Raw genomic sequence first — 13,667 nt, 5'->3', positions numbered from 1 at the left:
ATCAGGCGCTGATCGGGCGCTTGAATCGCCTGGCGTTGACCCTGGATTGCCCGTTGTTTCTTGCCGGTGCGGCGTCGGACCTGGCCCAGGACGATCTGGCAGGCTCCACCGTCGGCTGCCTGGGCAAGACCCGCCTGTGGAAACCCGACCTGACGCCCTATGCCCACGACCTGCAACTGGCGCCGCATGCCTACCCAAACGCGGAGGGCCTGCATGCCCACAATGGCACGCAGATCCTCAAGCTCGCGGACCAACCGTTCGTGGTCCAGACCGATCCCGTCACGCAACAGCCCTACCTGCAGCATCCCACGCGCACCAACGCCTACCGCCCGCCCCTGAGGAGCAACGGCAAAGGCGCCTGGCTGACCGAACTGGACAACCCGCTGAGCTGGGACAGCCTGACCCTGATGAAACGCCAGGGCCCTCACACCCAAGGCCTCAGTAACGATCAGTTGACGACGGCGCAGCGCATCAGCGCCACCGACGACGGCGCGCTACGCAGCCTGTACCTCAACCGCCACACACCGCCGCCGCTGCTGACCGATACGCTGCAACGGTTCAAGATCGACCAGACGCTGCAGGACTTCATCGATCAAATGAACAGCGACGACCCGGCGATCTATGCACGGGCCGATGGGCAGCCCCAACTGCACCTACTCGCCAACCTGGGCCTGTGGCCAAAAACCAAGACGTTGCGCTTTTTGGACGCTCGGGGCCGAACCCTGTGGGAGCTGCCCGGCGAAACCAACGCCAGCGTGGTGCAACTGCACGACGCCCAACTCAGCAACGGCGACTTGCTGAAGGCCCTGCTGGAAAGCCTCGACAAGGCGCAACGCAAGACCTTGCTCGGGGAAGCCTTCGGCGACCCGGTCACCTCCCTGCACAACCAGGCGCTCAAACTCAGGAAAAAACTGGCGGGCCTGGCCCAGGCACATCGGCGCGAACTGTTCGATGCGCGCTATCAAAGGCTCGACAGCCCCACCAACCCTCGGCAGCAGGTCATGCGCGAGCACACGCCCGGCCTACCCCTCAGCGCCGCCGATGCCGTACTGGACAGCGCCAACAGCCTGGAACTGCAGGAAGTCGACCAAGGAACAGTCCCGCCACGCCTGCACCCGTTGGCTCAAACCCTGCGCGACGAAGCCCGCATCACCCAGGCCTACGAAGGGCTATACCTGAACTCGACGGACACGCCGGACACCCATCGACTGGCCCTGCATTCCCTGGAGCGTCTGCCGGGATGGGCGCGGAAAAAGCTGCGCCTCGAGATCAGAGATGCCGACGACGGCCTGATTGATGCGATCGGCAAACCGAAGGCGCGCATCAAGCGTGTGCTGGTGCGCTCCGCCGACGGTCGTTACACCCCGCAAGACAGCCGTGGCCCGCTGTCGGCGCCAACCGACCTGTACAGTGCCATCCTCCAGGCGCTGCCCGATGCCGAGCGCGATGCCCTGGGCCTGCGCATCGGCCAAGGCCCCGCCCTGCGCCAGGCACTGCGCAGCCACGCACTGGAACGCCACGCCGCGCGCCCGCTGATCACCGCCCAAGCGGCCCGCGCGCCCACCGACACGCGCACGCACCTACGTTTGCTGGGCATGGACAACTATGCCCCGGCGCCTGCAGCCCCGGCGGCCGAGCCCGATTTGCACGGGTTGGCCCGCGAGCTGTTTCCTGCCCATACCGATGCGCAAATCGGTGAACTGCTGCAAGACCTCGGCAGCCGTCCGGGCGGCGCCTTGCCGATCCTCACCGCGCTGCGCCAGGAGTACCTGCAGCTCGGTGAGGACGTGGCCGCCTGGGAAGCCGGCACGCCAAGGCGCTACCCGGATAGCGAGGTGAACATGAGCCGTCAGGAGTACCTCGATGTGAGGCAAAATCGCCACCTCTTCTCGCGTGAACTCATGCGTTGCTGGCGCCGAGAAACCGAGGCCGACCACTACTTCGACCCACCCGCCCGCAATGGTCAGAAACTCCGGCTGCCCTACCCACTCCACGGAGAGTTGCCGGCGCTGCGCGCCAACTTCGAACACATCTCCTACCTGGAACTGCTCGGCGACCGGCGCGCATTGAATGTCGAGGCGTTCTTGCGCAGTTTTCCCAGGCTGCGTTACCTGAGCATCAGCCATGCCCAACTGGGCCATCTGCCGCCGGTCGTCAGCAGCCTGCCTCATCTCAACGCATTGATTCTCAGCGACTGCCATATCACCCTGACGCCCGAGCATCTAAGCGCCCTGACGTCCATGAGCAGGCTGCGCGCCCTGGACCTGTTCAACAATCCGCTGGGGCTCACGCCCAGCGTTGCCAGGATGCCTGAGTTGCAATACCTGGACCTTTCCCACACCGGCATTTCCACGCTGCCCGATGGCCTGCTCAGCCGACCGGCACTGGAACTGGCGGCCCTGTCTTACAACCGGATCACACAGTTACCGAGCGCGCTGTTTGAGCTGCCCGCAGACGCCCGCCACACCCTTGACCTGTCCGGCAACCCCCTGTCACGACCGAGCCTTGAGCAGGTGAAAGCCTACTTCCAGCGCACAGGCCGCTATTGGGACATCGACGCATCAAATGTCGACATCCAGCGCGTCAATACACTGTTCCCGGACTTCAGCGTGAACGAAGTCAACCGCTTCATCTTTGGCCTGCCGGGCAACCTGGAAATGGGCCAGATCGAATTGGCCCGACTGGAAGTTGACTATGCAGAGCTGTCTGCCGGGCTCGAAACCTGGGCGCGCCAGGCCGCTGCGCCCGAGGAGCAAGTGCGACGCCAAGCGTTCAAACGCTCGCTCCAGGCTTGCTGGCGCCGGGAGAGTCCGCTGGATGAACGCCATCCCCAGGCCATTCCCACGTACAGCCTGGAAAACCCCTCCGCGTTTACTGGAGAATTCCCCGCCATCAACAGCGTCTTCAGGCATGTTTCTTCATTGCGTCTGCTCGGCGTGGGCGACCCCTTCCCACTGCAATCGAGCCTGTTTTTCAGAGGGTTCCCGACGCTGAGCCAACTGTCTATCGAGCAGTATGGGCTGGGTGATATCCCCGGTTCGGTATTCGACTTGCCACAACTGCTATCCCTGCGCCTGCCCCATTGCCGCGTCACGCTGTCCGCCGAGAGCGCCGCTGCTCTGGCGACGCTGGACCACTTGGAACAATTAGACCTGAGCCACAACCCACTGGCGCGGCTCCCGGACTTCGGCGCATTGCCCAGACTTGTCAGCGTCAACCTAGAAGCCACCAGCCTGGAGGCTATCCCCGACAGCCTGTTGACCGCCGTCGAGCGCAAGCGCGTGAACCTGAGCAACAACCTGATCAGCGAGATCCCCACCGGCGCGTTCCGTTTATCCAGCACCGTCACCGACGCCTTCGACCTCTCGCGCAACCCGCTGTCTCGGGCGGCGCTGACGCAGATAAAGCGCTACAGCCAGCGCATCGGCGGGCATTTCCAAGCCGACGCACCGACCGCCCTGCGAGACCGGATCAAAGCGCTGTACCCCACCTTCACCGACGGCGAAGCCAATCGCTTTTTCTTTGAATTGCCGGGTGACCTGGACGCGGCAGAGCCGGCCCTCAAGCGCCTGGAAGACCAATACGAAACACTGCGCGAAGACCTGCGACTGTGGATGCAGGATGTACCCACTCGCCACCCGATCCTGGATGTGCCACTGGATGAACAAACACGCGCGCAGGATCAGCTCCACCGCCTGGCGTTCAAAACCTATCTGGAAGACGCCTGGCGCCGCGAAACCGAACTGGACGACGACCACGACAGCCTCGAACCCACCCATAAGCTGGTGTTTGAAACCAATATCCTGGGCGACCTGCCGGAACTGAGCGCGCAGTTTGACCACGTGTCGTCCCTCGAAATCGATGGCGAAGGCAGCATTACAGGGGTTGATGGGTTACTCAGGTGCTTCCCGAAACTGCGCAGGCTGATGCTCTCCAAGCACCACCTTGGCGCTGTGCCACACAGCGTGTTCAGCCTGACCGAGCTGAGCACCCTGAGCCTGACCGAGTCCGCTGTGCAATTGACGCCGCAGAGCATCAGCGCATTGGCCGAGATGAAGAGCCTGGTTTATCTGGATTTGAGCGAGAACCCGCTGGGACTGTCACCGGACGTCAGTCGCCTGAGCGAACTGGAGTCGCTGTACCTGCCCGACACCGCCCTGCGCGAAATGCCTCGCGGCGTGTTTGGCCTGCCTGAACTGCACACCCTGGACGTGAGTGACAACCTGATCGAAGGATTGCCCACCGACCTTCTGGAAATGGCCGCGCCGCTCGACGAGGTATCGGACTTCAGCGGTAACCCCTGGTCGGCGCAAAGCCTCAACGCCTTGCGCCAGTACTACCTGCAAACCGGTAACGACCTGGCAGTCGATGAAGCCCGGGTGGATTCAACCGGCACTGCGCTGGTCAGGTCCGACTCAACCGAGCCGATGGAGGAATAACGCGCCAGCCGGCACTCAGTCGGCACTCAGCCGCGCTCGGACGGCACCGACGACAACTCGAACGGGCTGCTGCTGCGCCGCTGGTTGCGGTCTTCGCGAGGGGTGGCGCCAAAGAAATTGCGGTAGGCGCTGGAGAAATGCGGCCCCGAGGAGAAGCCGCAGGACAGGCCGATCTGGATGATCGACTTGCTGGTTTGCATCAGCATCTGGCGGGCCTTGTTCAGGCGCAGTTCCAGGTAATACTGGCTGGGGACGCGATTGAGGTACTGCTTGAAGATGCGCTCCAGTTGTCGTCGCGACACGCAGACGTGCTGGGCGATTTCGTCGGTGGTCAGCGGCTCTTCGATGTTGGCTTCCATCAACAGAACGGCCTGGGTCAGCTTCGGATGGCTGGACCCCAGGCGGTTTTGCAGGGGGATGCGCTGGCGTTCGCCGCCTTCGCGGATGCGCTCCACCACCAGTTCTTCGGACACCGCACCGGCCAGCTCGGCGCCGTGATCACGGGCCAACACCGCCAGCAACAGGTCGAGTACCGACATGCCGCCACACGCGGTCAGGCGATCGCGGTCCCAGTCGAACAAATGGCTGGTGGCGATGACCTTGGGGAAACGCTCGGCGAAATCGTCCTGCCAGCGCCAATGGACGGCGGCGCGGTAGCCGTCGAGCAAACCGAGCTGAGCCAGCGGGTAGACACCAGCCGACAAGCCACCGACCACGCAACCGGCGCGCACCAGTTGCTTGAGCGCGGCGCTGAGCTGGGAAGCGATCACGGTGGGCGGTTCGTCGGCCACCAGGAACAGCTTCTGGAAGCCTTCCAGCTTGCCGGTCCATGGCCCGCCCGGCAGTTGCCAGGCGCCTTCGGTCTGCGGCTCGGCCTGCAGAAACGACAGTTCGTAGACCACCTCCGGATGCACCCGCTGAGCAACGCGCAAGGCCTCCTCAGCCAGCGCAAGCGTCAGTGCTTTTGTGCTGGGCCAAATCAGGAAACCAATTCGATGGGCAGTCATGGAGGGCTATCCGAAGCAAAAACAGTGAAAGAAGCCGTGGGCCAATGCTAGCCCGTAAATGAACACAAATCTCAAAAACGATGAACATCCAATGTGGGAGGGGCGGTGCGACGATTCGACTTGCTCCCGATGGCGCTGTATCAGAATCAGATGTGCTGACTGACACTCAGCTATCGGGGGCAAGTCGAATCGTCGCACCGCCCCTCCCACATAAAGCAGCGCTCACAAGGAGTGGCTACTTCAAGCTACCGGAGAGGAACTGCTGAAGGCGCTCGGACTGGGGATTGACCAGCACTTCGCGCGGGTTGCCGCGCTCTTCGACGATGCCTTTGTGCAGGAACACCAGTTGGTTGGACACTTCACGGGCAAAGCCCATTTCGTGAGTCACCACCACCATGGTGCGGCCTTCCTGCGCCAGGTCCTGCATGACCTTGAGCACTTCGCCGACCAACTCCGGGTCCAGCGCCGAAGTGGGTTCGTCGAACAGCATCACCTCCGGCTCCATCGCCAGCGCTCGGGCAATCGCCACGCGCTGTTGCTCGCCACCGGACATATGGCCAGGGAACGCGTCCTTACGATGGCCTACGCCGACTTTGGCCAGGTAGTGCTCGGCCTTTTCCCGTGCGTCTTTTTTCGACATGCCCAGCACATGCACTGGGGCTTCCATCACGTTTTCCAGTGCAGTCATGTGCGACCACAGGTTGAAATGCTGGAACACCATGGACAGGCGCGAACGCATGCGTTGCAGCTGTTTCGGGTCGGCGGCCCGCAGGGCGCCGTCCTTGTTGGCCACCAGTTTCAGCTCTTCGTTATTGAGCAGGATCTTGCCAGCGTGGGGTTGCTCCAGCAGGTTGATGCAGCGCAAAAAGGTACTTTTGCCCGAACCACTGGAACCGATGATGCTGATCACATCACCGGCCGAAGCGGCCAGGGACACGCCTTTGAGCACTTCATGACTGCCATAGCGTTTATGCAGGTCTTGGACTTCAAGTTTGTACATGCGGTCGGTTCTCACAAAAACAGGTGGTCAGTCGTTGAGCAAGCGCCCGTGACGCAGCGCTTCGCGCCCCGCCACCTTGGCCAGCCAGAAACCCGCTTGGGCATAACGTAGCCGTTCAACGGCAAACAACACCCCCGAAGTGCCGGCGCGGATGATGCTCACGCGGTCTTCCAGAGGGTCAATCACTTCAAAAATCGGTTCGCCGGCGTCCACCCAGTCACCGGCTTTACGCAGGTAACTGATCACACCGGCATGCGGCGCAAACAGCAACTCGGTGCCTTCGAAGGGCACACCGTCGCAGGGTTCGTACTGTGGCGCCGGCCACTCACCGTTAATCAGGCCCTGCTCGGCGAGGAACGCGAGGATGCCTTCGGCGTGGAAGATTGCTTCATCGCGGCCGGTATCAGCCTGACCGCCCAGTTCCAGGGTGGTCGCCAGGCACGCCAGCGGAATCTGCGCCTCGGGGAACGCCCGCGACACACGCAGCCAGGGCAGCGAGCAGGCTTCATCGAACGAGCTGCCGCCGGAGTCTTCCGCCAGCAGGCCAACTTTCACATTCAAATGCGCCGACAGCGAACGCCACTGCGGCCAATGCTGGGGCAGTGCGTACATGTGCAGCGCAGCTTCGGCGTCGCAATGCAGGTCGAGGACGATGTCTGCGCTGCAGGCGTGGCTCAACAGCACCCGTTGCATGCCTTGCAACTGGCTGGCCGGCGCGGGCAACGCGTCAAGCGTAGCGCGCATCGCCTGGCGGATCACGCGCACGTTGGCATGGGGGTCGTCCCCGAGCTTGCCGTGCAACTGCGCGATCACCGGCTCGCTCAACTCGACGAAATCACGGTTGAAATTCTTGCCGCTGCCAATCTCGAAACGCCCCTGGTGGCTGCCTTGCAGCAGTTGGCCCAGGCCCATCGGGTTGGCCACCGGCACCAGCTCGATCACGCCGTTGAGGGCGCCTTGCTGTTCCAGTTCGGTCAGGCGCTTTTTCAGCTCCCACGCGGCACGCATCCCCGGCAGTTCATCGGCGTGCAGGCTGGCCTGGATGTAGGCCTTGCGCTCGCCGCTGCCGAAACGGAACACGCTCAGTTGGCGCTCGCAGCCCAGGTGGCCCCACGGCAACAGGTGATCGATACGTTCCATATCAGTGCTTCCGTGGAGCCAGGTAGCTCAGCCAGCGGCGCTCGGCCAACTTGAACAAGCGCACCAGGATAAAGGTCAGGCACAGGTAGAACGCGCCGGCGGTGATATAGGCTTCGAACGGCAAATAGTACTGGGCGTTCACCGTGCGCGCGGCGCCGGTGATGTCGATCAGGGTGACGATGGACGCAAGGCTCGTGGTCTGCAGCATCATGATCACTTCGTTGCTGTACTGCGGCAGCGCGCGGCGCAGGGCCGACGGCAGCAGGATGCGGCGGTACAGCTTGTAGCGCGACATGCCCATGGCCTTGGCCGCTTCGATCTCGCCATGGGGGGTGGCCTTGAGGCTCCCGGCAATGATCTCGGCGGTGTAGGCGCTGGTGTTGATCGCAAAGGCCAGGCACGCGCAGAACGTGGCGCTGGACAACAGCGGCCACAGGAAGCTCTCGCGCACCGCTTGGAACTGGGCCAGGCCGTAGTAGATCAGGAACAGCTGCACCAGCATCGGCGTGCCGCGGATCACATAGGTGTAGAGCCAGGCGATACCGTTGACGACCGGCTGCTTGGACACACGCATCAAGCCCAGCGGCAACGCGGCGAGCAAGCCGAAAAACAGCGACATGGCCAGCAATTTCAGGGTGGTCAGCAAGCCGCCAAGGTACAGCGGCATGGCCTCCCAGATGACGTTGTAGTCGAAGATCATAGATCAGCCGCCCTTACGCCTACCGAGTAGCGCTTCTCAAGATGACGCAAGGCCAGCAACGACACGCTGGTAATCACCAGGTACATCGCCGCCACTGCGAGGAAGAAGGTAAAAGGCTCGCGGGTGGCATCTGCCGCCTGCTTGGCCTTGAACATCATGTCTTGCAGGCCCACCACCGAAATCAGCGCGGTGGCCTTGGTCAGTACCAGCCAGTTGTTGGTGAAACCGGGGATCGCCAGCCGAATCATCTGCGGCACCATCACCCGGAAAAACACCTGAAAAGGGCTCATGCCATACGCCAGGCCGGCTTCAGCCTGGCCCTTGGGGATGGCCATGAAGGCGCCACGGAAGGTTTCCGAAAGGTAGGCACCAAAGATGAAACCCAGGGTGCCGATACCGGCGGCCAAGGGGTTCAAGTCGATATAGTCGTCATAGCCAAGCATCGGCGCGACGCGGTTCAGCAGGTCCTGACCACCGTAGAAAATCAGCAGGATCAGCACCAGGTCGGGAATCCCACGGATCACCGTGGAGTACAAGTCACCCAGCCACGCCAACCAGCGCACCGGCGACAGGCGTAACGCGACCCCGATCAGACCCAGAACAATGGCCAAGGCCATGGACGACAAGGCGAGCTGAAGCGTCAACCATGCGCCATCGAGGATGACGGCCCCGTAGCCTTTCAACATGATTCAGGTCCTCGAAAAGGGGGATGAAAAAATGGCGCAAACCTCAGGAATTCTGTTGCTTGCGCCATTCTGGACAGACCGCTGCGACGATTTACTTGGCGTCTGGGCCGTAAATATCGAAGTTGAAGTACTTGTCCTGGATTGCCTTGTACTTGCCGTTGGCACGGATCGCAGTGATCGCAGCGTTGATGCGGTCCAGATTTTCCTTGTCGCCTTTACGTACCGCGATACCGATGCCATCGCCGAAGTATTTGCTATCGGTAAAGGCTGGGCCGGTGAACGCGTAGCCTTTACCGGCAGGCGTATCGAGGAAACCTTCCTGCAACAGGGTGGCGTCAGCCACGGTGCCGTCGAGGCGACCGGCTTCCACGTCCAGGTAGATTTCGTTCTGCGAGCTGTAAGGAACAACCGTGGCACCTTTAGGCGCCAGTACTTCCTTGGCAAAACGGTCGTGGATCGAACCGCGCTGCACGCCGATCTTCTTGCCTTTCAACTCATCCAGGCTGTCGCTGACAGTCGTGCCTTCCTTCAACACCAGGCGCGCCGGGGTCAGGTAGTAGCGGTTGGTGAAGTCCACAGACTTCTTGCGGTCGTCAGTGATGGACATGGACGACAGGATCGCGTCGATCTTGCGCACTTTCAGCGCGGGGATCAGGCCGTCGAACTCTTGCTCGACCCAAGTACACTTGACCTTCATCTCTTCGCACAGGGCGTTGCCGATGTCGTAGTCAAAACCGACGATACTGCCATCCGGCGCCTTCGAGGCAAACGGAGGGTAAGCCGCTTCGATACCAATTTTCAGAGGCTTGCCTTCAGCGAAAGCCTGCATGGACAGCACGGACAGCGCCAGGGCGCCCAACAGCACGAGTTTCTTCATCTTGGGACTCCATCGGTATAGGGCAAAACAGCAGTATGAGCCATGGCCCACGATGCGACTGAGTGAAACCGAATAGCGGTGCTGCGTCCTACGCCGATTCAACAGCGGCGACGACGAGCGAGTGATGGGCATTCTAACGACAGGCCGGAAGCCGATATTTCCTCAATGCGACAACAATTTACAGAAGCACTGAGAAAGCAGTTCCAGCACATTGACAGCCCCTGTTTTTTATGCAGAGACAAAAGACATTAAACCTGTTGATACTGCAAATAGCGGGCCTATTATTCGCAAACCCTTCTAGCACGGCAAGTCTGGCGTTTAATCTAATGTCCCGGGGTGTCTAAAACACGGCTTTTCGGGGCAAGCCCGTAGCACTTTGCCTCATGTTAGGGCGAAGGGTTACACATTTGCGCCGCACGGTAACATTCAGAAACGTCCTGACGGAGAAGTCGATATTTATTGGCCTGGGGTTATGCAGGTCCATGTGGGATCTTCAGTGGTTTTGAGAGACCACAAAAAAGCCCCACCCGGCTCACGCCGAATGGGGCTCTGTCCCACCAACCCGCCTTAGGCGACGTTCATGGTCTTGTGCGTTTCAATCAAATGCGCCACCACACTTGGGTCGGCCAGGGTGGAGATATCGCCCAAGCCATCGTACTCAGCCGTGGCAATCTTGCGCAGAATCCGCCGCATGATTTTCCCCGACCGCGTCTTCGGCAAGCCCGGTGCCCACTGGATCACATCCGGCGAAGCAATCGGTCCGATTTCCTTACGCACCCAGTTCTTCAGCTCCAGACGCAGCGCTTCGGTCGGCTCTTCGCCGTTTTTCAGGGTGACATAGACATAGATGCCCTGGCCCTTGATGTCGTGCGGCACACCCACCACCGCCGCTTCCGCGACTTTAGGGTGGGCGACCATGGCACTTTCGATCTCGGCGGTGCCCATGCGGTGGCCGGACACGTTCAACACGTCATCCACACGACCGGTGATCCACCAGTAGCCATCCTCATCGCGACGGGCGCCGTCACCGGTGAAGTACATGCCACGGAAGGTCTTAAAGTAGGTATCGACGAAACGGTCATGGTCGCCGTACAGGGTACGGGCCTGGCCTGGCCACGAATCGAGAATCACCAGGTTGCCTTCGGCAGCGCCTTCGATGATGTTGCCCAGGTTGTCCACCAACGCTGGCACCACGCCGAAGAACGGCCGTGCCGCCGAACCCGGCTTGAGCGCATGGGCACCCGGCAGCGGGCTCATCAGGGTGGCACCGGTCTCGGTCTGCCACCAGGTATCGACGATCGGGCAACGGGATTGTCCGACGTTCTTGTAGTACCAGTCCCACGCTTCCGGGTTGATCGGCTCACCCACCGAACCCAGTAGGCGCAAGCTGCTGCCATCAACGCCTTCGCAGGCGGCGGTGCCGGAAGCCATCATCGCGCGGATCGCCGTCGGCGCGGTGTAGAGAACATTGACCTTGTGCTTGTCGACGATCTTGCCCACCCGAGTGATGTCCGGGTAGTTAGGCACGCCTTCGAACATCAGCGTGGTCGCGCCATTGGCCAGTGGCCCGTAGACGATATAGGTGTGGCCGGTGATCCAGCCGACGTCGGCGGTACACCAGAAGATTTCGCCCGGGCGGTAGTCGAATACGCGCTCATGGGTCAGGGCCGCGTACAGCAAGTAGCCGCCAGTGGTGTGCTGCACGCCTTTAGGCTTGCCGGTGGAGCCGGAGGTATAAAGGATGAACAGCGCTTCTTCGGCGCCCATCTCTTTCGGCGCGCACACGGTGCCCGCCACTTTCATCAGGTCTTCGTACCAGATGTCGCGATGCTGGTTCCACTTGATGCTGCCACCGGTGCGCTTGCACACGATGACTTTCTGGACGCTGTTGGTTTCCGGGTTGGTCAGAGCGTCGTCGACGTTGGCCTTCAATGGAATCTTCTTACCGGCGCGTACACCTTCGTCGGCGGTGATCACCACTTTCGACTTACAGTCGATGATGCGACCAGCCAAGGCCTCCGGCGAGAAACCGCCAAACACCACCGAGTGGATCGCACCGATGCGGGCACAGGCCAGCATGGCGACCGCAGCTTCGGGGATCATCGGCATATAAATAGTCACCACGTCGCCGCGGTGTATGTCCTGGCCACGCAAGGCGTTGGCGAGTTTGCAGACTTGTTCGTGCAGCTCGCGATAGGTGATGGTGCGGCTTTCGGCAGGGTCATCGCCCTCCCAGATGATCGCCGCCTGGTCGCCGCGCTCGGCGAGGTGACGGTCCAGGCAGTTGTAGGAAACGTTCAGGGTGCCATCGGCAAACCACTTGATGTCGACATGGTGATCGTCGAAAGATGTCTGCTTCACCGTGGTGAAAGGTTTGATCCAGTCCAGACGCTTGGCTTGCTCACGCCAGAAACCATCGGGATTGACCACCGACTGCTGGTACATGGCCTTGTAGGTCGCCTCGTCAGTCAGCGTATTGGCTACTGTTTCGGGGCGAACGGGGTACAGGGAAGCCGCACTCATCTTTCTTACCTCGGTGATATAGTTGTTTTTGTATGACCCCAGTTGTAGCCGGGGTGAGCCTATAGAACCATTCGACGATGGTAGTAACAAGACCCTACAAATTGCCCTGATATCCCTTTTACCCCTCTGGCCCGCAGCCTGCAACGCCTGGCGGGCACGTAAAAAACCTTCAGCGAGGGATTGTTACAAAAACCACCAATAGTGTTTATCAAAAGCACGGGTATATGAATATAACCCGCAGGCCTAAAATCGATTTCGCCAACAAGGCAACCTGATTAACACCGTAACAGCCCCCACGAAGGCACGTTAATCCGAACTAAACAACCCTAAGTTACACACGTGGCCTCCAAAAGGCCCCGTGGCCCCTTTCGCCCTGAAGAAGGTAAATAGAGAAATGAAAGCTTTATTAGTTATGGCCCTCAGCAGCTTGTGCGCCACCGCCGCTCTGGCCGAGGAAGCCCCGACTGACGTAGCCGGCCAGAAAGCCCCGATTGTTGAGGACTATACCTACAGCACTCACTTGGACATCGCCAAAGTAGTGTCCATGAGCAGCATTCCAGATGTATGTGAAGTAGTCCCGGCAAAAATGGAATATGAAGATTCCAAAGGTCAGCGCCACATTCTTAACTATCACGTGATGGGTAACGGTTGCTCTAACGGGTAACAACTTCGTTAGCTCACACTGACGGTGATCTTATTTGCCGCAAGAAATTGCTCTTGCGGCCAAGAACCGGCCTCACACCCACCACACCTTCCCTCCTCTCAAAACCCCCTCGTTTGCCCCTCGTTATAAATAGCCCACCGTCCGTCAAAAAAATCCTCCTGCACCAAACCCCTGTAAACCCTCACGCTGGCTCAAATACCAGGCTTTTTGTCTACGGTCCAAGCGCATGCGCAGCAACACAAAGCCGATTTTTTCCCTATAATGCGCGGGTAAATCGGGCCTGCAATATCCCTTTACATGGGGATGAAGAGCCAGACCTGAGGCCTCCGCAGGAGCATGCATCTATCGCTCCGCCCCTCAGCCTCACGCAGAGCACCCGTTACCCAATTGCGTTTAATGCCTGCGCTAGCTGTTGCAACAAACGATTCCTTAAGATCCACCGCGGCCCGAGGGCCGTGTGAACCCCCAACCATCCGGTTTCACACGGGCACCTTTGAGCCCTCACGCAGGAGACGACACGTCATGCTGAGCTGGGACGAATTCGACAAAGAAGAAGACGGCGAAGTAGCCACCAAAGGCGCCAACGCCGGCCACGCCACCGAAGCCAACATGGACCGCCTCGACGGTGCCG

Annotated in this window: 9 protein-coding genes; 2 read left to right on the top strand and 7 right to left on the bottom strand. The window is 60.6% G+C overall.

Translation table 11 applies throughout. The annotated features are described in order from the left end of the window. Window positions 1-4,439 (top strand): DUF6543 domain-containing protein (locus L9Z73_RS14700; RefSeq protein ID WP_247402135.1); only part of this gene is annotated, 4,439 nt, incomplete at its 5' end. Between the two features lie 26 nt (window positions 4,440-4,465). Here L9Z73_RS14700 and argR read toward each other — a convergent pair. The 7 genes from argR to acs form a co-directional block, all read right to left on the bottom strand. Continuing rightward, a complete protein-coding gene (gene argR / locus L9Z73_RS14695; RefSeq protein WP_247402133.1) occupies window positions 4,466-5,446 on the bottom strand; it encodes a transcriptional regulator ArgR in 981 nt (326 codons plus the stop codon). A gap of 235 nt (window positions 5,447-5,681) precedes the next feature. Further along, window positions 5,682-6,446 (bottom strand): ABC transporter ATP-binding protein, encoded by a 765-nt coding sequence (locus tag L9Z73_RS14690; protein WP_247402131.1) that lies wholly within the window; start codon window positions 6,444-6,446, stop codon window positions 5,682-5,684. Between the two features lie 27 nt (window positions 6,447-6,473). After that, complete coding sequence (locus tag L9Z73_RS14685; protein WP_247402129.1) at window positions 6,474-7,586, bottom strand: succinylglutamate desuccinylase/aspartoacylase family protein; 1,113 nt, start codon at window positions 7,584-7,586, stop codon at window positions 6,474-6,476. A gap of 1 nt (window position 7,587) precedes the next feature. Beyond that, entirely contained in the window at window positions 7,588-8,286 is a 699-nt protein-coding gene (locus L9Z73_RS14680) for an ABC transporter permease (RefSeq protein ID WP_247402126.1), read from the bottom strand. Continuing rightward, window positions 8,283-8,972: an ABC transporter permease gene (locus L9Z73_RS14675; protein ID WP_010566615.1), complete on the bottom strand. Its 690-nt coding sequence runs from the start codon at window positions 8,970-8,972 to the stop codon at window positions 8,283-8,285. The genes L9Z73_RS14680 and L9Z73_RS14675 overlap by 4 nt, the downstream gene beginning before the upstream one ends. Before the next feature lie 91 nt (window positions 8,973-9,063). Continuing rightward, entirely contained in the window at window positions 9,064-9,849 is a 786-nt protein-coding gene (locus tag L9Z73_RS14670; RefSeq protein ID WP_247402124.1) for an ABC transporter substrate-binding protein, read from the bottom strand. 567 nt (window positions 9,850-10,416) lie between these two features. After that, on the bottom strand, window positions 10,417-12,372 hold the full coding sequence (gene acs / locus L9Z73_RS14665) for an acetate--CoA ligase (protein WP_247402122.1): 1,956 nt from the start codon (window positions 12,370-12,372) through the stop codon (window positions 10,417-10,419). A 394-nt stretch (window positions 12,373-12,766) separates the two neighbouring features. Between acs and L9Z73_RS14660 the strand changes: the two genes are divergently transcribed. Further along, a complete protein-coding gene (locus tag L9Z73_RS14660) occupies window positions 12,767-13,036 on the top strand; it encodes a DUF2790 domain-containing protein (RefSeq protein WP_247402121.1) in 270 nt (89 codons plus the stop codon). Window positions 13,037-13,667: the final 631 nt, after the last annotated feature.

Source organism: Pseudomonas emilianonis, from assembly GCF_023072625.1.
In the GTDB taxonomy this organism is placed as follows: domain Bacteria; phylum Pseudomonadota; class Gammaproteobacteria; order Pseudomonadales; family Pseudomonadaceae; genus Aquipseudomonas; species Aquipseudomonas paraveronii.
The sequence above is the reverse complement of the archived record's forward strand: the minus strand, read 5'-3'. Positions and strand labels throughout refer to the sequence as shown.

Excerpts from the sequence above, each read along its gene's own strand:
- argR (WP_247402133.1), bottom strand. The coding sequence starts at position 5,446 with ATGACTGCCCATCGAATTGGTTTCCTGATTTGGCCCAGCACAAAAGCA.
- L9Z73_RS14690 (WP_247402131.1), bottom strand. The coding sequence starts at position 6,446 with ATGTACAAACTTGAAGTCCAAGACCTGCATAAACGCTATGGCAGTCAT.
- L9Z73_RS14685 (WP_247402129.1), bottom strand. The coding sequence starts at position 7,586 with ATGGAACGTATCGATCACCTGTTGCCGTGGGGCCACCTGGGCTGCGAG.
- L9Z73_RS14680 (WP_247402126.1), bottom strand. The coding sequence starts at position 8,286 with ATGATCTTCGACTACAACGTCATCTGGGAGGCCATGCCGCTGTACCTT.
- L9Z73_RS14675 (WP_010566615.1), bottom strand. The coding sequence starts at position 8,972 with ATGTTGAAAGGCTACGGGGCCGTCATCCTCGATGGCGCATGGTTGACG.
- L9Z73_RS14670 (WP_247402124.1), bottom strand. The coding sequence starts at position 9,849 with ATGAAGAAACTCGTGCTGTTGGGCGCCCTGGCGCTGTCCGTGCTGTCC.
- acs (WP_247402122.1), bottom strand. The coding sequence starts at position 12,372 with ATGAGTGCGGCTTCCCTGTACCCCGTTCGCCCCGAAACAGTAGCCAAT.
- L9Z73_RS14660 (WP_247402121.1), top strand. The coding sequence starts at position 12,767 with ATGAAAGCTTTATTAGTTATGGCCCTCAGCAGCTTGTGCGCCACCGCC.